Annotated in this window: 20 protein-coding genes and 1 tRNA gene; 2 read left to right on the forward strand and 19 right to left on the reverse strand. The window is 35.4% G+C overall.

Going from position 1 to position 18651, the window contains the following annotated elements; all coding sequences use genetic code 11:
- Positions 1 to 240 precede the first annotated feature (240 nt).
- Complete coding sequence (locus tag BUA88_RS14370; RefSeq protein ID WP_072915339.1) at positions 241 to 759, forward strand: GNAT family N-acetyltransferase; 519 nt, start codon at positions 241 to 243, stop codon at positions 757 to 759.
- Between the two features lie 489 nt (positions 760 to 1248).
- Here BUA88_RS14370 and BUA88_RS14375 read toward each other — a convergent pair whose 3' ends face one another.
- Both BUA88_RS14375 and BUA88_RS14380 read right to left on the reverse strand, forming a co-directional pair.
- Positions 1249 to 1908, reverse strand: coding sequence for a flavin reductase family protein (locus BUA88_RS14375; protein WP_049945167.1), 660 nt, complete (start codon positions 1906 to 1908; stop codon positions 1249 to 1251).
- 389 nt (positions 1909 to 2297) lie between these two features.
- The gene (locus tag BUA88_RS14380; RefSeq protein ID WP_072919206.1) at positions 2298 to 3089 is read right to left on the reverse strand and encodes an HAD-IIB family hydrolase; all 792 of its coding nucleotides are present in this window, start codon (positions 3087 to 3089) and stop codon (positions 2298 to 2300) included.
- A 156-nt stretch (positions 3090 to 3245) separates the two neighbouring features.
- Here BUA88_RS14380 and BUA88_RS14385 point away from each other — a divergent pair, with 156 nt between their 5' ends.
- A complete protein-coding gene (locus BUA88_RS14385; RefSeq protein WP_072919207.1) occupies positions 3246 to 4025 on the forward strand; it encodes a DeoR/GlpR family DNA-binding transcription regulator in 780 nt (259 codons plus the stop codon).
- Positions 4026 to 4136: 111 nt separating this feature from the next.
- Here the strand turns inward: BUA88_RS14385 and BUA88_RS14390 are convergent, their stop codons facing one another.
- From BUA88_RS14390 to BUA88_RS14470, 17 genes are all read right to left on the reverse strand, one after another.
- Positions 4137 to 4349: a hypothetical protein gene (locus BUA88_RS14390; RefSeq protein WP_072919208.1), complete on the reverse strand. Its 213-nt coding sequence runs from the start codon at positions 4347 to 4349 to the stop codon at positions 4137 to 4139.
- 455 nt (positions 4350 to 4804) lie between these two features.
- Complete coding sequence (locus tag BUA88_RS14395; RefSeq protein WP_072919209.1) at positions 4805 to 5542, reverse strand: YdcF family protein; 738 nt, start codon at positions 5540 to 5542, stop codon at positions 4805 to 4807.
- 87 nt (positions 5543 to 5629) lie between these two features.
- Positions 5630 to 6388 carry a carboxymuconolactone decarboxylase family protein gene (locus tag BUA88_RS14400; protein WP_072919210.1) on the reverse strand — a complete coding sequence of 253 codons (759 nt, stop codon included), beginning with the start codon at positions 6386 to 6388 and terminating at the stop codon, positions 5630 to 5632.
- A 99-nt stretch (positions 6389 to 6487) separates the two neighbouring features.
- Entirely contained in the window at positions 6488 to 6820 is a 333-nt protein-coding gene (locus tag BUA88_RS14405; protein ID WP_330390312.1) for a putative quinol monooxygenase, read from the reverse strand.
- Between the two features lie 10 nt (positions 6821 to 6830).
- Positions 6831 to 7373, reverse strand: a complete 543-nt coding sequence (locus tag BUA88_RS14410; protein ID WP_072919214.1) for a flavin reductase family protein — start codon at positions 7371 to 7373, stop codon at positions 6831 to 6833.
- A gap of 21 nt (positions 7374 to 7394) precedes the next feature.
- Positions 7395 to 8009, reverse strand: coding sequence for a TetR/AcrR family transcriptional regulator (locus BUA88_RS14415; protein WP_072919217.1), 615 nt, complete (start codon positions 8007 to 8009; stop codon positions 7395 to 7397).
- Between the two features lie 79 nt (positions 8010 to 8088).
- Positions 8089 to 9027: an aldo/keto reductase gene (locus tag BUA88_RS14420; protein ID WP_072919219.1), complete on the reverse strand. Its 939-nt coding sequence runs from the start codon at positions 9025 to 9027 to the stop codon at positions 8089 to 8091.
- A 287-nt stretch (positions 9028 to 9314) separates the two neighbouring features.
- Positions 9315 to 10694 (reverse strand): ATP-binding protein, encoded by a 1380-nt coding sequence (locus BUA88_RS14425; protein ID WP_072919221.1) that lies wholly within the window; start codon positions 10692 to 10694, stop codon positions 9315 to 9317.
- A 199-nt stretch (positions 10695 to 10893) separates the two neighbouring features.
- On the reverse strand, positions 10894 to 12279 hold the full coding sequence (gene amrA, locus BUA88_RS14430; RefSeq protein ID WP_072919224.1) for an AmmeMemoRadiSam system protein A: 1386 nt from the start codon (positions 12277 to 12279) through the stop codon (positions 10894 to 10896).
- 20 nt (positions 12280 to 12299) lie between these two features.
- Positions 12300 to 13136 (reverse strand): AmmeMemoRadiSam system radical SAM enzyme, encoded by an 837-nt coding sequence (gene amrS / locus BUA88_RS14435; protein WP_072919226.1) that lies wholly within the window; start codon positions 13134 to 13136, stop codon positions 12300 to 12302.
- 32 nt (positions 13137 to 13168) lie between these two features.
- A complete protein-coding gene (locus BUA88_RS14440) occupies positions 13169 to 13636 on the reverse strand; it encodes an HD domain-containing protein (protein WP_072919229.1) in 468 nt (155 codons plus the stop codon).
- 128 nt (positions 13637 to 13764) lie between these two features.
- Positions 13765 to 14088, reverse strand: coding sequence for a hypothetical protein (locus BUA88_RS14445; protein ID WP_072919232.1), 324 nt, complete (start codon positions 14086 to 14088; stop codon positions 13765 to 13767).
- Between the two features lie 21 nt (positions 14089 to 14109).
- On the reverse strand, positions 14110 to 14415 hold the full coding sequence (locus BUA88_RS14450; RefSeq protein ID WP_072919234.1) for a Dabb family protein: 306 nt from the start codon (positions 14413 to 14415) through the stop codon (positions 14110 to 14112).
- Between the two features lie 125 nt (positions 14416 to 14540).
- A complete protein-coding gene (locus tag BUA88_RS14455; RefSeq protein ID WP_072919236.1) occupies positions 14541 to 15230 on the reverse strand; it encodes a hypothetical protein in 690 nt (229 codons plus the stop codon).
- 70 nt (positions 15231 to 15300) lie between these two features.
- Entirely contained in the window at positions 15301 to 16713 is a 1413-nt protein-coding gene (gene pyk / locus BUA88_RS14460) for a pyruvate kinase (protein ID WP_072919237.1), read from the reverse strand.
- 170 nt (positions 16714 to 16883) lie between these two features.
- A tRNA-Pro gene (locus tag BUA88_RS14465) sits at positions 16884 to 16956 on the reverse strand.
- A 219-nt stretch (positions 16957 to 17175) separates the two neighbouring features.
- Positions 17176 to 18633 carry a replication initiation protein gene (locus BUA88_RS14470; RefSeq protein WP_072919238.1) on the reverse strand — a complete coding sequence of 486 codons (1458 nt, stop codon included), beginning with the start codon at positions 18631 to 18633 and terminating at the stop codon, positions 17176 to 17178.
- Between the last annotated feature and the right edge of the window lie 18 nt (positions 18634 to 18651).

The following is an 18651-nucleotide window of genomic DNA, read 5'->3' on the forward strand; positions in this document are numbered from 1 at the left end:
AACTCCCTTATTTAATTGTTCTTCAATAACAATTCTTTCTTCAAAAGTAAGATGTTTATTTTTCATTTTGATTACCTCCAGAAATCGGTAATCGACTTGCAGAACAGCTACATTATATTGTATTATGTGTATTATTTCCAAGAGTAAATGCAAGAAAATATATAAATTAACACTAGTTTGCGTTTATTATTAAAAATAATTAATAATTAATAGAAAATCGCAATTTGTGAAGGAAGACTGATGATTGAGACAGAAAGATTATTGTTAAGACGAATTGAAAAGAATGACTGGAAGGCTATTCAGAAAATTTGGAAGGATGAGGCTAAATCTCCGTATGCTCAGTATGATAACATAAAGGAATTGGATGATATCTCTGTTTCTAAACGGATTGAAAGATGGGGACAGGAAGCTAACAGGGATGAACATATATTTTTTGCGGTTTGTTTAAATAGAGATATTATCGGATACATATCTGCTAATAGGTGCGATAATGCATATGAAATCGGATATTGTTTTCATTCGGATTATCATGGAAAGGGCTATGCAAAGGAGAGCATGCTATCTGTGATTTCGTATTTACAAAATATTGGAGTTAGTAGATTGATAGCAGGCACTGCGATAAAGAATATACCGTCAATTAAACTCTTAAACTCATTGGGTTTTGTACAAGTCGGATCAGAACAAGTGTCTTTTTACAAAGATGCGTACGGAAACGATATTTATTTTGATGGAGGAATATTTGAATTAGTGTTTAGATAAATTCTAGTTTACTGAAATCTATTTTTAAAATGATAATCCAGAGGTAAGTGCAAAGCTCCTCAAAAGCTTGCATTAACTTCTGGATTTTTGCATTAAATATTAAAAGTTTGCATTTACATTAAAAATTTACAGGCATTGCGAACACACTATATATAGTATGATAACAATATGGAACCACTATATCTTGCGGTTAAATATTAATTTCTCAGGGTAGTTCAGTAAAAATGTTTGAAAATGTATATATTTGCCTCTTATGTGTATATGTGTATATATATGTATATAGAGTAACTTTTTTTAGTAAATGCAAAATTCCGATACTTAATGCAAATTTTTACAGGTAAAAGCAAAACATATATCGATGTTGCATTTAGTACTGGAAATAACAGGTAAAATTAAAGGAGCTAAACCAGCTCCTTATAGTATGTTTATTTAGTTAAACAAACTTGAAAGATTTGTCACTGCTTTAACATTGCGCTACCTTGTATATGATCAATATTCGTAGGATTGATTTACTTTCCTAAGTGCAGCTACATAATCGCAGCCTTTTTCTTTCACATTTTCCGGATTTATAGGATAATGGACATTGTAAAGAATCCCTTTATCTCCGAACATATCCTCTATATAATCCTTCTCTATATGCCCGCCTACAACTTCAAGGCAAATCATAACATGATCATCACCCTGTACGATTTCTTTCTCCCACAAATACTTGCACTCAAGGTTCATGAAACATTCAGCGACCATCGGTGCTTCTATCCATGAAGCTTTCTCCACAGTAAGCCCTGATGAAGTTATCTCATCTGCCTCGAGCTGATTATTCTGTATCGTCTTCATGCAGGCTTTGTATAAATCAGAAGACATGAAATTCAGCACTGCTGCCTTCTTTTCATTTAGGCTTTGGTAAAGATGTCCACACTTATTCACGCTGCATAGAATCACGTAATACCCGCATCCATGATTCGCACTCGTAAACCCTGCCCATGACTGCATCGTAGCATTGGGCTGTCCGTTAGATTTATATGTTGTGACAAGGAACATCGGCGTCGGGATTCCCATAATAAACTCTTTCCAATCAAAGCCGAAGTTTTTTGCAAATTCTCCGTATGTCCCCTTCATAGATTCCGGCATTTCTTTATATTGGTATTTCATCTTTTTCCTGCCCTCCGTACTAAAATCAACATAAGAATCGACTTCAATTATCTCGACAACCTTCGATTTACCATCATCGTCTATAAAACTGGAATATAATTTGCCTCTAAAAAATCCGATTTATCAATGTCTTTATTTTAGTTGATTTAACAGCCCAAAGAAAGCTTTAATTACCATATTTCTCATTTTTGTTTCATATATACATATTAAAACAATCTGCATATAGAAAAAGGTTACTGTTTTCAGTAACCTCAGTAAATATCAATATTTAATGTAGCCCTATCAAAAGCCACAAATGCAGCCCCTTAAGCTTAGGCAGCCCATGTTTAATCTTTATTTTATATTAATACCTTCCATAACGCTCTCTACCGAGATCACGCTGAAAGGTATTAACAAGCAACAGAATCAAATAAACCTAACTTCTCGCAGGCATTGTAGATTCCATCTTTATCAACGTCGGAAGTCACATAGTCTGCAAGCTTCTTCAGTTCAGGAATAGCATTTCCCATGGCAACCTTTGTCCAATCATCTGTAAACATTGAAATATCATTGCCAGAATCACCAAAAACAACAGCATCATTATAATCAGCTTTAAAATAATCCATTACTTTTTTTATACCTACAGATTTGTAGCTTGGCTCAATAAACAAATAACTTTCATGAAATCTACAACAAGGAAGATTCTCAAGTGCTTTGAGATTTTTCTCCTCTTCTGCTCTGCAGGCTACATATGCTTTATATATATTTTCATAATCTTCAGGATTCAATCCCTTAACTATCTTTTGGTCCATATATGTATCCTTTGCGATTTCATTAAATCGCTCATCTGGCACATATCTTACAGCTGAATTTTCAGGCTGAATCCCCCATGGATATCCTTTTTCCTGACATTCTCTTATTAAAGCAACCACGTTTTCTTTTGGAAGTGGCTTGATTCCTAATAGAGCTTTATTAATGGTAATACCATAACCACCATCACTCACCATATTTTCAAAACCTAACTCATTCATTATATCAACTGCAAGAGCCTGAGCTCTGCCTGTTGCAATACATAGAAAATGACCAGCCTTTTTAAGCTTTTGCAGCGCTACAACAGTTGAGTCAGGAATATAGAAATTTTCATATCCTCCTGCGGCTAGTGTGCCATCAATATCAAAAAACAAATACTTTTTCTTACACATTGCTATCTCCTAACAATATTTTATATTTCCGATTGCAAAAAGATAATAGCACATGTATTAACATGGTTTAATGTTCGAAGATGTTTATTTCCCCAATTTCTGTGATATAATTATGTTTAATAAAACATTATATCCTCTGAAGGAGACCAGCTTTCTATGAAACAGGTAAATGAAAATAATGGAATAAGTCGCCGTGAATCTATATACGAATTATTAAAAGAACAGACTACCGTATATGTAAAGGATTTATCACAAAAATTTTGTGTGTCTGATATGACAATCAGAAGAGACTTACACATAATGGAAGAACAGGGAATACTTGTTACTCATTATGGTGGTGCTACTATTAGGCATCCAAGCTCAGTTATACACACTTTTGACATGCGAAAAGAAAGCTTTTTCGAGGCTAAAGCCGCAATTGCCCGCCGCGCTGTAGAATTTATCAAAGAAAATGATGTAATTTATCTAGATCCAAGTACCACAGTATTGCTTATGACTAGATATCTTCCACCTTTGCATCACACCGTTGTAACAAGCTCATTGGCTGTAATGCATGAGTGTTCTCACAATCCATATGTCACATTATACATAGCTCCTGGCAAATATCAGGACTCAAACGATGGCCCTATGGATATGGATACTGTGATATATCTTTCAAATTTTCATTTTAACGCTGCCTTTCTAGGAACAGGCTTTATAGATACTGTCTATGGTGTTACCAGCACAGAAATGGATTGTTCAATAAAACAAGTAGTAATGAGAAATTCGGAGCAAAATATTCTTCTAGTTGACCACTCAAAATTCGGGCAACATACCATGAAAAAGTTCGGAGATATCAAAGACTTTAATACTATTATCACAGACTCTGATATCTCCGATGAGGATCAATATAATATTTTAAAAGAAAAGATAAATCTAAACATAACACATTATTAAGGTGCCCCATGGTGATGGTGTTATATTAGTCTTTTAGTATAGCGTTTTTTGTCAAGAATTTAATGTTGCGACAACTCTAATTTAGAAATCAAATTTAGCTTCTTTTAAATTTTATTTAAAAAGGCCTCCTGCAATATCCTTGATTTCTTTCATATCAATCTTTCCATCTGCTAGAGCATCTTTTACTTTTTTTACGTCAGCTTCATCAACCTTTACACCAGCTTTGTCTAATAGCTCTTTTGCCTGATTAACATCTGCAGACTTAAGCTTGTCTAAAAGGTCCTTGTTACCTGCTACCTTAGTAATAATATCCTTAACATCCATTTCAAAAACCCCCTTTTTAAAATGATTTTATAGTTCATATTCTACATGAGTTGTTGTATCCACGAAAGGCACAATAGCATCCTTTGTGGTAGCAAGACGAAGCTCATGCTTTTGATATTGTTTTAAAGCCTCTTCACTCTCAAAGATGGCTTGGGTGCGCAATAATCATATTAACTATAGTTTAATTATATAAAAATAATAGCGTCAGAATAACTGTTTTTCAAGTTATAATGACGCTATTGTAATATCTTTTCATCTTAATGTTATATTGAACCCTGGCTAATATTTTTAATAAGTTAAAGTCAATCTTTAACTATCGACACATGATGATTGATTATTCCATCAAACTGTTTTACTAGCCATACCAGAGCCGCTTTTTTTATTAAATCTTCCTCCCATTTAGCTATAAATCTAAATTATTGTATAATAACCAATTTGCATTTATAAAGCAACTTCTAAAATATATCTTTTAATATTCCAAAGGTTTCTCTAACCATGTTGTTAGGAAGATACTGGTATTGTGTAAAAGCTGCAATACCTGATATTTTGGCATTTGTGTATCGTTTTGCTATCATTACTCCTCTAAATACATGAAAGTTGTTTGTGACAATGCATATCTTCATGTCGTTATCTGTATCTATCAGTGATAGTGCATTACTAATATTTTCATCAGTATCAACTGAATCCTTTTCCACTAGAATTCTATCTTTATTAATTCCTTGTGATAAAAGATATTCTTGTCCACCTTCGCCTTCAGAGATAGATTCATTAGCCCCTTGTCCGCCTGTAACTATGACTTTGGTATCAGGATTATTATTTAGATATTCAATAGCTGAATCAAGCCTAGCTTTATAAACTACACTTGGTCCCCAGTCTCTCATTTGAGCGCCTAAAACAATAATATATTCAGCTCCACTTTCACCTTTTGAAAAGAACTGAGAAAGGATACATCCTTGGCAAATGACAAAAATGGTAAGGCATATTGCTACCATGATTCTAAAAGAATATTTTATAGCTTTAGGGACTTTAGGCCATAAGCTTTTTTTATCCATCAAATATAAGAAGCCCCAAAATATAGCCGCAAAGATCCATATAATAAATGAAAAGGTACCACTTCCTACCATGAATACCGCTACAGAGTAAACCAATGAAAGAATAGCAAAAAGTGCATACAATCGTCTTAGCTTATGCATTACTGGTACCCCTTTCGCTCTTTGGCCGTTTCACTTCTTAGGGTTTCAATTATAATACACTTTCGTCTTCCTATAAACTCATGTCAGTTACTGGATTTTAAGATAATCCTCTTCTGCTACAGACTCACACCACTCATTACTTGTCTCCTCACCTTCTATCTCAATAGCAAGATGTGAAAACCATGAGTCAGCAGCTGCTCCATGCCAATGTTTTACATTAGCTGGAATATTGACTACATCTCCAGGGTGAAGTTCTCTGGCTTCCTTTCCCTCTTCTTGGTAAAATCCTCTGCCTCCGACACATATAAGCATCTGACCCCCGCCGCTCTTTGAATGATGTATATGCCAATGATTTCTACATCCAGGCTCAAAAGTTACATTGTAAATCGGAATCTGTTCTGTAGAAACCGGTGCAAGATAACTCTGTCCATCAAAGTACTGAGCATAAGCATCATTAGGATTTCCAATAGGAAAGATTATAGTATTCTGATAACGATCTTTATCGGTAATCTCAGCAACAGGCTCATTATATACTTCTTTTGCCAGGTTAAATACAGCCCACGCCTTTGGCCATCCCGCATAGAAAGCCACATGTGTGATAATAGCAGCCATCTCCATTTGTGATACACCATGATTTTTTGCATTCATAATGTGATATTTCAAACTGCTGTCAGTGATTCCCTGAGACATTAATGCCACAACTGTAATGATACTCCTCGTCTTTACATCAATATCCTGATTATTCCAGTTCTCGCCAAATAAAACATCATCATTAAAATGCGCAAAGTCTGGGGCGAATTCTCCAAGCTGTTCTCTTCCTGCTGTCTGTACTATCTTTTCTCTCATGTTCCTCACTCCTTCTAATCAAGCTCTAATCCTGATATTCAATATCCACCTGAATATCTTCATATTCGGGTCTTACATCTGGGTCATTTTGCACCTCTCTTATTTTCTTATAAAATCAGCATCCTTGTCTGGCATGCTTGTATCAGATACGTATCTTTCCACCGTCATATGAAGATCATATTTTTCACGAAGGTCCATTATTGTTTGCATCATAGGCGAAGCATGATGTACATCAATAGACTCCTGATTTTCCCAACTATCTATCAAAAGGATTGTCTCAGGGTCGTCGAATGACTGATAATACTCATACCTGAGATTTCCTGCCTCATTTCGTATTTTTTCAACAGTTCCGCTTTTTGTCATTTCCTCTGCAAATCTTTTTGCAGCACCATCTGTTCCTTTATAACGTAAATTGACTGTAATGCTCATCATAAACCTCCAATCACTGATTCATCTTTGCACAGTTACCAACTTTTTCACCTGTTACAAAGTATTCATATGTAGGGAATTCAAAGAGTACAGGCTTAAATACGTGATAATCAATCTTACCTGCCTCGTTTAAGACAGATTCATCTGCGTAAGTAGCAAGAATCTTTCCGATGAAATTATCAAAATTCTCAAGTTCGTAGTTATAATCCATCTCACACTCAATGGATACCTTTGCATCATCAATAAGTGGGGCACCATTTTCTCCAACGGTATATTTAAATGCAACCGACTTATCTTCCTTATTTCCTGAGATGACTCCCATTCTGTCGGCTTCCTTAAGCCAAGATTCGTCTACCACATTTACTGAAAACATTTTGTTTTCACGGATACCCTTATTTGTGTAGTGTGCCTGAACCATGGAAACTATAAGGTGACTATGTGCCACTGTTCCAGCATGTGCTACAAGTGTCCAATTAGGTTTGCCATCAACCATTGCTCCTACAACGATTACAGGTGATGGATATAATGCAAGTGTTGCTCCAATATTCTTCTTCATTTAAATTCCTTCTTTCTTCAATCATAAAATCAGCGTCAAAAACTGATATGTCATTTCATAAATTGTCGTATCCATATGAGAGAGCTTTACCTCATCCATTGCAGATATCTGTTTATCTGTAGGATATGAGTATGGGTAGATTCCATACATATATGGAAAGAATGCATATCTTATCTGTGTGCTTTTCTCTTCCGACACACCCAGATGTTTTTTCAGGCATTCATCAAACAGCTCTACGGAATCCTTAAAAACTTTCTTGTATTCTACAAGGAGCTCAGCCCTGCTGTTTTCCTCTATCTCATACAGATTCATGGCAGAAATTTTCAGAAGTGTCTTACGTTCTTCCATAGATGTTGCTAATGCTTCCGCCAAGGAATCTTTATCCATATCAGAGTTTCTTCCAATAATGTTTTTAAGATCTTCATTCCACTTCATATATTCACGGGTCAAAAGTCCTAAAAAGATTTCTTCCTTAGTCTGGAAATAATTGTATATGGAAGGTCTGGAAAAGCTGGTCTCTGTGCTAATGACCTTTATGTTAATGCCCTGAAAGCCCATTGTTTCATAAAGCTTCTCACAGGCATCCATTATTTCCTCTCTTCTTTTATCAATTGTCTCTTTATTTTCTACTGCCATGTTTTTTCTCCTTAAACTGTGTATCAATACTTTTATATTATCGTCCGGTTGACACGCAGTCAATTGCAGGGTAAAAAAATTATTCCATCTTCTTTTCCCACATACGGATAAGATTCAGTTCTAGACTATCTGCCGTATTCTCAAGCATTGTTATTTCTTCCTGTGTCAGGTCAATATTACATGCTTTCACAGCATCCTCAACATGATTAACCTTTGTTACTCCAATAATAGGCAATGCACCTTTTGCAATTGCCCATGCCACAGGAATCTGTGCTGGTGCCACATCATGCTTATCTGCTACTTCCATAAGCTTTGCATTCATAATCTCAAGTTTATCAAGTACAGGATTATAAGTCTCTGCCCTTCCTGAGCCTGCAGGCATCGGATGCTTAGTATCATATTTTCCTGAAAGAGCTCCCTGCTCAAGAACCATGTATGCCCAGAACTGAATGCCATTCTCTTTGCAATAATCAACGATACCAGAATCCTCTGATGATCTATTTAGTAAGCTGTAGTGATTCTGTACTGCACCAAGTCTAAGACCATACTCTTTTAAGATTCTGTCAGCTTCTTTTATCTCAGCAAGATTATGATTTGAAACACCTATTACAGGAACGTTATTTTTACCCTCAAAGTGTTTTGCTACTTCTGTAATCCACTTTGGTGCGTCTACAGGATTATGCACCCAGTATATATCCATACTGTCAATGCCCAGCATCTTATATTCAATATCCAACATATCCTCTACTGGTGTTATGGAAGAATAATCCATACACTGAGGGGTTAATTTATCTGAAATGATATATGAATCTCTTGGAAGACCTTTTAGAAAGCTTCCCAAAGTCTTTTCCGATGTTCCCATACCATATACATATGCTGTATCCCAGAGATTCAGTCCCTTATTCATAGCAGCATCAAATATAGGTTTAAGAGAATCAGCTGTTAAGCTTCCGCCAAATGTTCCATCGTTGCCCCATGCCCATGCACCAAGTGCAATCTTAGGTAATGCGTTTGTCATTTTTATGTACTCCTTTCCGTTGACACTGTGTCAACTGTTACTTGCATCATATCACCTCCTTGACACTGTGTCAACTGCTGTTTAAAAAAAAGATAAAACATATTCGCTTGAGCAAAAATATGTATTTAAACTAAAATGGCCCATCAAGAGCTTTCGCGGCATAAATCCATTGGTTTATTCCACGGTCTCTTGACAGGCATATCCTGAAGTGCGATTACTTGTAAATCCATTTCCAATTTTAATCTGCAATCCACCTTCTGATAGGACCGCTTTAGCTGATGGGAGTGTCAAATGTATAACTCACTCAATTCAATATGCTTCACTTCATCTGTTTCTTTACCTGTAAAACCTGCCCTGGAAATGAATACATATTTATAGCAATTAAGCCCTGTCTCTTTGACCTGATGAATTTCCTCATTAATAACTTCATCGGAAGTCTTTTTATTTCTGAATTTCACCTCATAAAAGACATATCCATTTTCATCCAAAGTAACGACATCGAATTCTCCATTGGTTCGTTCCTTTGGATTATCATAATAATACTTGCCTATCTTTTCTATGACAGGTTCAATATTTCCAAGACGATTCTGTCTGATTAAATACTGTCTACAAATCTCCTCAAATTTATGAGGCACATAAAACTCTTCGAAATCTTTATTAATATATTTCTCATAGAAAACATCTGAATCCATGATTTTTAGCTGAGATGAATACTTAAATATGTATCTGTAATAGAAAAGGGATAGATTATCACAGATATAATAACCAGCCTTCTTTTTGTTGAATTCGTCATTGATTGGCGCTTTCTTTTCAACTACTTCCATATTCATCAGCTTATCAAGAACATCTATAAGTGTAGGTCCACTTGATACATGAGATTGAGACAAAATATCACTGTACTTTGAAAATCCTCTGGAGAGAGCCTCAAACACTTCATTTGCATTTACGATTTTTGATATCTCTGCGTTAAGATACATAGAAACTTCATTCTCTAAACGTGCCCCAGATGAAGCTATAAGCTCTATAATGTTTTCCTTAACACTTCTTTTATCATCAACCAGTCTGTTGTAATATGGGATTCCTCCAAATACAGAATATATTCTTACCTTATCTTCATCAGACAAGTTAGGATAAAATAAAGCCGACTCATAATAATCCATTTGCTTAAGATCAATAACCAAATCTACTCGTCCATATAAAGGATTTGATTCTGATAGCAATGATTTCATTACATCCACATAAGAACCAAGTATAATGAGCTTTAACTTTGAATTGTCTCTATATTTATCTACAAGTGCCTGAATTATGCTATCTAGCCCCTTTACAGCTCCTCTAAGATATGGATATTCATCCAATACAAAAACTATGTTTTCATCCTTTGAAAGCTTAAAAATGTAATCTACTATTTCCTCTACTTTTGTATATCCCAATTTAGGAAGATCCAATGTATCAGAAACTACCTCACATATGCTCTGCACATTGCTTTCTTCTGTTACCTGCTTGCATTCATAATATATTGCTTTAATATTCGCTTCTTTTATTGCCTGCTTAACAAGTTCGCTTTTACCAATTCTTCGTCTTCCATATATAAGAGTCATGCGCATGTCATCTGCATTTAACTCTCTTTTCATACGCTTAAGCTCAGTAACTCTTCCATAAAACTTCATTTTATTCGGCTCCTTTCGACTCGGTTGTTATCGAACTAACTATATTATATTCCTTACCAATGTTTATGTAAACAATATTGTTCGGTTTCAATCGAGTCGAATTGTTTCGAATAAATATATAGTTATTTTTAGTATTACGTCAATAGATTTTTGTCCAAATCTCATTTTTATATCAACAATATCTATTATCCAGCAAAGTCTATACATGCCGTACAACTTCAAACCTCTGTAATTTGACTTTCTCGTTAGGTCCGATTCTCCCCTTCTGCCTAGCTATTGATACCTGCTTCTCTACCGTATCCACTCCATCTAAATCAGGCAATAAGAGTCCTCTACGATTTCCCGAACTAACAATTACTCCGTATCGCTTTACATCAAGCTCCTCTATCGATTCAATATCTTCCGGCTCACCCAAAACATCAACATTTATTTCAAGATACGGCAACTCCTCTGCACTGATGGGTTTAAATCTTGGATCGCGTGTGGATGCACTTACTGCATTTTGAATTATTTCTATCGCAACACAATCTGTTGTTGGCAGAATTGTTCCAATACATCCACGTAATTGCCCATTTTTATGAATAGAGACAAATGAACCTGCCTGCCTAGTAAGCATGTCTTTTGGAAGATTTTCTGGAACATCTATCACTTCACGGTTCAATATATATCCTTCCAATGAAGCTCTGGCCAAACGTACATAATCATCAGATTTTCGGGCCATCTCTTCCAATTCTTTTCTAATTCTATTCAAATAACTATCCCTAAAATGACGTGCTTTATCTGATCCTTGCGGATAGAAAGATGCTATTCCGTAACCTACTCCGGTTACATCCTGATGCGAATACACTTTCGTTTTGACAGACTTCCCATCCAAAGCTCCCGCCATTATTACAAACGATCTATGACCACATTCTGCCGCTTTTTCACAAAAATCTTCTCTAAAGTCAAACAATTCTTCAAAAGCAGCCCTCTTAGCTACATTCATTATTCGTTTATCATAAATTGGTCCTTCTGACGCAAATCCATACGGCCCATGCTCCTGTAGTTTATGAGATAAATCACCACTCGCAACAAAAACAACATCCCTTCCCGTTTCTTCGACCGCTTGTTGTATTATCTGGCCCAATCTATAATGCTCTACCAGCCCAAACCCAGACAGCCCAATACGAATAATTTTCCCTTGTCTGTATTTCTTTCTTATAAACCATAGTGGAACCATCGTGCCATGATCAAGCATTGCATCACGTTCTCCTAATGTACCAGCAGAAAATTCTTCTTTATCAGCTATATGACATATGGTTTCTCTAAGCGTCTCGTCATAAGTTTCCTCAAAAATAACCTCGGGTGCTCCAAATTTAGAAAAATCTCCTCTAGCATTATGCCCTGGAGAAATATGAAAATAATCTGAATATATAATGCTGTGAGGACTAGTGATAATTATAGTCTCTGGCTTTAGATTTGCTATTTCTTCGGCTACCATATCATAGGCTTCTATTGTTTCCCTAATAATGTTTTCTCCTCCTCTTCCAATGGCAGGAACAATCATTGGTGGATGTGGTACCATAAATGCAGCTAAAATTGCCATAAAAACCCTCCCATATATCTTTAGCAATTTCCCGTATATACATATTTTAGATATTTTTCAGCAATTGTTTTTAAGTGATACACTGTTTCTACTGGTGTAGCGGACCTATCAGACATTTGGAATCTTGGGAAAAATCGAGATAAATGTAATGGTATTTCCTCATCTAATAGACTAATCCACTGACTAAGTTCTTCTATCTCTTCATCAAAATCGTTTTCTCCTGGTATCACTAAAGTTGTCAATTCAACATGGCAATGTTTCACCGCCTCAGAAATAAAATTCTTTACCATTTCAAGATTACCCTTAAGCAACTCCTGATAGTAACGATTGGTAAATCCTTTAAGATCTATATTCATAGCATCAACATATTGAAACATTTCTTGAACAGCATTGGTATCAACCATTCCATTTGTCACAACTACAGTTTTTAGGGCTAGATCTTTTAAAATATTAGCCGTATCAAGTATATATTCATATGAAATCAATGGTTCGTTATACGTAAAAGCCACACCTATATTCCCATTGCATTTCTGCTCTTCTGCAATTTGTACAAGTTCCTCTGGCGATACATATTTGGCTCGATTCCTGCTTATATCCAACTCATCACCCCAAGAGATTTGATGATTTTGGCAAAATGGACATCGTAAATTACAACCATAACTTCCCACCGACAATATTCTGCTTCCCGGGAAAAATCTATTAAGAGGCTTTTTCTCAATTGGATCCAATGCAATAGATGTAATCATTCCATAATTTTCCGGAATAACTTTGCCATCCTTACAGGTTCTTCCTGCACAGAATCCATACTCGCCTTCTTTAATATTACAATGCCGAAAACATAAACTGCATTCTGCCATCTTACCCCCTCTATACACAAAGGTTGCTATAACTAAAGTTGTATTTTTAATTCTTTACACAGTGCATCAAATCTTTTCTGTTCTTTTTCTTTTACAGGCTTTGACAAATCTTTAAAGCAGTGATCGATAACATCCGCATCTTTTAACAGCTCATCCATTGGAGAATCAACCAACAATTTATCATCATGATGGTAAATTGCAGAACAGATTGCATCTGTTTCTTCCATAGTAGTAAGATCAAGCTTTTCTAAAATATTTCTCGCCACTCCCGCACCTTGATGAGCATGATCTTCATAAGTACCACTCTTGTACGCATATAAATCATGAAGCATCCCAGCCATAGCAGCTAGTTCAGAATCCAGCCCTCTTTTTTTTGCAAGAATAGTAGCCGTCAGTGACACTCCATAAAGATGCGCAGCAGCACTAATCTTCTTTTCTTCATCAATCATTTGACTTAACTCTGCATCAACATAGGAACGTAATTCCTTTAATCTACTCATAACTCTTCCCCCTGACATAGATATGTTCTTACTCATTCGTTATTATATGTTGATTATATAGAATCCACTATTTTACTTCAATAATTAAGGGAAGCAATCGACCGACTGCTTCCCTTATTATTTCATTATTATGATTCTAAAAACGCGGAGAAAATATCTACTCCCGCTGCCATCTTTTTTAATTGTCTGAGATTATCTCGCATATACTTTTCAAGTTGCTGAATCTCAATATCTGCGAATCCCTGATTCCTAATGATTCTACACTTTGGAATAGATCCTTCAGCCTCTCTGACACCATCAGAAAAAGTAACAAAGGCATATTTTTCGCCGGTTTCATTTTGACAAACTGCTGACACGTTCATATCTAGCTCACCCTTATTGTTATTTTTCTCTATAGCATCTAATGCTTTCTTTATATCGGAATAATTATTTGTATCAAAATTTTCCCCCATATTTTATCCTCTTTGGATTGGCTAACAAATAGCAAATTCAATATGTGTTCTATTATCAACAAATGGAACCACTACATCTTTAGTAGCTGTATTATACTTCTCATTAGACTTTAAGTTTTTCAGAGCTTCCTCATCTTCAAAAACTATTTCAACAAAAATATCCGCATTTGAAGTAGTGAGACAGTCAGCATAGACTTCTAAACTATGCATTCCTTCAATCTGACCATTTAAAGCTTCAAGCCTGGTTTTCATATTGTTCTTAATTGTCTCCAGGTTTGGTCCAAAACATTTATCTTGAAGGTTCATCACTATTACTTGCTTAACCATTGGTACTACTCTCTTCCTAAAATAAACTATCGAATAGTTTACCACTAACCTTTCATTTTACGCAATTAGTAAAATGTTAGATTTATAAGTCGAATAAGCAGGTTTTTTGTAACAATTACTTACTTCTAAACTTCATCCACGACCTTAAGATCAGCTCTGGCCATAATTAAATAACCATGTTCATTATCAAACACTTCTATTATGTTTCCATTGTCATGCTTAACTTTATATTTTTTATTGTTACATACATTCTTTACGATAATTCCATCAGCCCATTTATCATAATCTTTCGCCTTTGCTTGTGTAGGTATTTGACTTTGGCTTGTTTTTTTATTTGGTGTGATAGTGTTTTCTGGTAAATCAAATAAGGATAATTGTTTGTATTCAGGCTCTTTTTCTTCCATTCGCTTACGCTTAGCTCGGTCTTTCTCCTCTACACTATCCGTATCTGCATCATAGGTTAAAGTAACAGTTCTATCAGCTAGCTCTAGCTTCAATTCACCTTCATCAAAAGAATTCTTTATAATTTTAGCTCCTGTATAATAATCATTATAATATCCGTTGATGGCATTATAAGCCTTTTGTTTGATTATAAATTCCTCTCTGGAACCTGCACCTTGACGCAATTGGAATTCCTCTATTACCTTTCCCTTATCATCACACGAAAGAATAATCTCCCTTGTTTTTGTTTGAAGTCTTATAGAAGGCTCACTTGCTCCCAGATTATCTTCAAGCACTTCAAACTCCTCTGGAAAGGCATCCATATAATTTGCAATTCGACTTCTTTTTGATGTTGATCCTAACCCTTTATTCATCCAGTTTCTCCTTGAGAAATTGTATTCATTAGCATAATTATATTAAACCGCATTTACAGATTAGTGTAAATTATTTTATTACATATTCATATTCATACCATTCACCTGCAACTTTTTCAAATCCCAGTGATTGAACCATGCGTAAGCTCTGCGTGTTAAATGAATAAATCTTAGCTTTTACCTTCTCCATTCCCTTTTCTCTTGCAAGTTCTATCATATCCATAATGCAAGCTCGTCCAATATGTTTATTCTGGTATTCCTTGCAAATAACTATTGCCAGCTCACCGTTGTCGCAAAGGGATACATCTCCAATTAATGTACCTTTATAACTAATATAATAGAGGCTTCCATGGGCATCCAAATAATCATACATAGTACGTAATCTATTATGATCATACACAAAATCAATATTATCCACTTGCTTACATACATCTATGTCCTGATACCAAGGTAACGATACTTCATCATTCCTGTAATATGGAACTAACGAAATATTTTCATCTATTATTCTTGTATGGCACTCATTAACAGTTTTTCTGAGATAGCGTATAACCTCAACTGGATATTCACCTACCGCTGTTTCACCGGTCACCATTACAGATTTTGCACCGTCCAATGCAGCATTATAAATATCACTTACTTCCGCTCTTGTTGGTACCTTACTATGTTCCATTGATGATAGCATTTGAGTTACAACCATAAATGGTTTCTTATACTTATTACAGACTAGAGAAATTTGTTTCTGCACTCTTGGCAGCTTCCAAAGTGGCATACAATTTCCCAAATCACCACGGGCAATTACTATCTCATCGCAAGCATCCATGAAAGATTCAAGTGAATTTACACCATCTATGTTTTCAATCTTGGCATATATCTTAATATCCTTGGCCCCACAGTTTTCAAGTGCATGCCTAACATCCATTAAATCATCTCGACTACGAACAAAAGGCTGCATCACTCCTGTTATCCCAAGCTCCTGCGCAATACTTATGTTTTCAAGGTCCTTTTCTGTCACAGCTGGCATGTTGATAGTTGTACCAACCAGCAAAATACTCTTTTTAGAAGATAAAACTCCCCCTCTTTTAACTACAGCGCATGCATATTTATCTGCTACTTCATTAACATTAACCAGTATCTTTCCATCATCCAACAGAATATCCATTCCATTCCTAATGTTTTCCAGGATTATTGGCTCAACAGGGATTTCTCCATTTCCCAGTTTTATTTCCTGTCCTTCTTTTAAGGATATAGGCTTTTTCATTTCGCCTATTCTAAGCTCTGGCCCCTGCATATCTATGAGAATCTTTGCATCAATACCAATTTTAGCTGCCGCACTTTTGATAGCTTTAATCTGCTCTCTGCATTCTCTTAACATAACATGAGATAAATTTATTCTTATGCCTGTCATTCCTTCACTAAACATGGCCTCTAATATTTTTTCATCCGAACAGCTTGGCCCCAAAGTCCCCAATACATCTATCATTGTTACTTACCCCGAATCATTTCTCCCGATTTTATTAATAATATCATAATGATTAGGTAATTTTATGAAGTAATCACCTAATTGTTACTTAGCATATAAAAGTAGTTAAAACAAACATAGCATCATTTCCTAAAATTATAATTGGAAATGATGCTATCGTAACGTTGCTATCGGAGTAGCGAGACTTGAACTCGCGACTTCCGCGTCCCGAACGCGGCGCTCTACCAACTGAGCCACACCCCGAATTTTCACACACGTGTATTATCTCACTTTGTTGATAGATAATCTACTGTTTTATTTGACGCCATTTATTAATGTGTTTATTATTATATCCCTTGTGTTTAAATTTCTGATAATTCGCCAATTTCTATCATTGTATCTCACAGATGATTTTTGTTCCTTCAACAAAAACATAAGTGCGACAGTAAAATTTCATCTGTCGCACTTATTTAATACTTAATATTAATTGTTTTTGTTAAACATTGCTCTTTCGAGCTCAGCCATATCTACATCTCTTTGACTAAAATTGGTAAATCCTGGCTTTGCCTTTTGTTGGCTAGACTGACTATTCTGTGCAGGAGCCTTAGGAGATGTTCCCTGTTCAATCATTCTACAGAAATAACCAACCTTATCATCTATTGGTTCCATCGTAGTATTATCAAGTCGCTGCTTGAATGCAGGAATAATCTGCATCATATAATAAGCATCCTTGTTATTTCGTTTTGCACAGTTATAAATTCTGGAAATCTCCTCATCATTAAATTCAATTTGAGACGCAGTAAAGAACATTTTAAGCTGATCAACCATCGGATCATTCACTTTTTCTTCTATTACTTCAACTACCTTGGCATCAATATAGTTTTTCTCTGCAATATCAAATCTGTAACCGACATGCTTTCCATCAACATATCTAGCTTCATATGTGAATGTAAAATCACACTCATCAACAGAATTTATACTTTCCATCGCTGGACGTAGCACTCTTCGCTCAATCTCTGCTTTCTTATATGCTTCAGGTATTGAAAACTGATGCTTTAATTCTTCTACTGATAAATCAAAGATACCAGGTGTAGCTGTAGGATATTCCTTATATCTCTTCATATTTTCCAAATACCAATATAAGGCTATAGTATACTTACCCTGCAACTGAGTTGTCACCTCAAGTTTTCCGTATGCACCATGTACCAACTGTGAACATAGCGCAAGGTCTTTGAAGAAATCTGAAGGTGCAAATTCGATATAAGAGTTGTTCTTATCCTTCTTATTATGATATCTAAGGATGTTGAACCATGGTACAATTATGTCATCTTCGCCATCAGGACCTAATTCTTCGAAGGTTAATAGTCTTTCCTTCAACTTATCCGTACCTTTTTTAAATGTATTATAAATTGTATTGGAATTCTTATATCTAGAATATTTTACAAAGCTTGATGGCTCTATTCTATATGTTGTATTCTCAGGGAATGAAGACATTGCACCAAGAATCGCATCAAAAACAACATTTTCATCAGCTGTAAACTCCATCTTACAATGCATAATTAAAGCATCTGTACGATAAGCAATACCGATACCACCTTTTTTCAATGGATGTTTGTTATCCTGAAGCGCCAACAACTTAAGAAGTGTCTCGTGAGAGTTATCATTAAATGTAGCAACAAGATTATCTATAGAGATAGCTTCTTTAATAAACTGTTTAATCTTAGCTTCGTCCTCAGAAATAACAGCTAGACCTGTTTCAGAATCTATTACTTCAATATCAGTATCATCAGTATCAATTACTCTTCCATGACTTGTACCAACCATCTGATGTTCAATCTGACCAAGATTGCTAGCCAATGGAAATTCTCCATCGATAAACTTTCCAGTTACTGGATCGACTTCTCTATATTCTCCGTTTTCGTCTCGTTTTCTTATTGCCATTTTACTCTCCCTAATTGT

It is taken from the genome of Pseudobutyrivibrio xylanivorans DSM 14809 (genome assembly GCF_900141825.1).
Lineage (GTDB): Bacteria > Bacillota > Clostridia > Lachnospirales > Lachnospiraceae > Pseudobutyrivibrio > Pseudobutyrivibrio xylanivorans.

Bases quoted from the DNA above. Each gene is read 5' to 3' on its own strand.
- BUA88_RS14410 (WP_072919214.1), bottom strand. From the start codon at position 7,373: ATGAAGAAGAATATTGGAGCAACACTTGCATTATATCCATCACCTGTA.
- BUA88_RS14400 (WP_072919210.1), bottom strand. From the start codon at position 6,388: ATGAGAGAAAAGATAGTACAGACAGCAGGAAGAGAACAGCTTGGAGAA.
- BUA88_RS14375 (WP_049945167.1), bottom strand. From the start codon at position 1,908: ATGAAATACCAATATAAAGAAATGCCGGAATCTATGAAGGGGACATAC.
- BUA88_RS14425 (WP_072919221.1), bottom strand. From the start codon at position 10,694: ATGAAGTTTTATGGAAGAGTTACTGAGCTTAAGCGTATGAAAAGAGAG.
- BUA88_RS14445 (WP_072919232.1), bottom strand. From the start codon at position 14,088: ATGGGGGAAAATTTTGATACAAATAATTATTCCGATATAAAGAAAGCA.
- BUA88_RS14440 (WP_072919229.1), bottom strand. From the start codon at position 13,636: ATGAGTAGATTAAAGGAATTACGTTCCTATGTTGATGCAGAGTTAAGT.
- BUA88_RS14385 (WP_072919207.1), top strand. From the start codon at position 3,246: ATGAAACAGGTAAATGAAAATAATGGAATAAGTCGCCGTGAATCTATA.
- BUA88_RS14470 (WP_072919238.1), bottom strand. From the start codon at position 18,633: ATGGCAATAAGAAAACGAGACGAAAACGGAGAATATAGAGAAGTCGAT.
- amrS (WP_072919226.1), bottom strand. From the start codon at position 13,136: ATGGCAGAATGCAGTTTATGTTTTCGGCATTGTAATATTAAAGAAGGC.
- BUA88_RS14380 (WP_072919206.1), bottom strand. From the start codon at position 3,089: ATGTGTAAGAAAAAGTATTTGTTTTTTGATATTGATGGCACACTAGCC.
- amrA (WP_072919224.1), bottom strand. From the start codon at position 12,279: ATGGCAATTTTAGCTGCATTTATGGTACCACATCCACCAATGATTGTT.
- BUA88_RS14405 (WP_330390312.1), bottom strand. From the start codon at position 6,820: ATGATGAGCATTACAGTCAATTTACGTTATAAAGGAACAGATGGTGCT.
- pyk (WP_072919237.1), bottom strand. From the start codon at position 16,713: ATGATAGATGTATTGGGGACTTTGGGGCCAAGCTGTTCGGATGAAAAA.
- BUA88_RS14390 (WP_072919208.1), bottom strand. From the start codon at position 4,349: ATGGATGTTAAGGATATTATTACTAAGGTAGCAGGTAACAAGGACCTT.
- BUA88_RS14395 (WP_072919209.1), bottom strand. From the start codon at position 5,542: ATGCATAAGCTAAGACGATTGTATGCACTTTTTGCTATTCTTTCATTG.
- BUA88_RS14370 (WP_072915339.1), top strand. From the start codon at position 241: ATGATTGAGACAGAAAGATTATTGTTAAGACGAATTGAAAAGAATGAC.
- BUA88_RS14450 (WP_072919234.1), bottom strand. From the start codon at position 14,415: ATGGTTAAGCAAGTAATAGTGATGAACCTTCAAGATAAATGTTTTGGA.
- BUA88_RS14455 (WP_072919236.1), bottom strand. From the start codon at position 15,230: ATGAATAAAGGGTTAGGATCAACATCAAAAAGAAGTCGAATTGCAAAT.
- BUA88_RS14420 (WP_072919219.1), bottom strand. From the start codon at position 9,027: ATGACAAACGCATTACCTAAGATTGCACTTGGTGCATGGGCATGGGGC.
- BUA88_RS14415 (WP_072919217.1), bottom strand. From the start codon at position 8,009: ATGGCAGTAGAAAATAAAGAGACAATTGATAAAAGAAGAGAGGAAATA.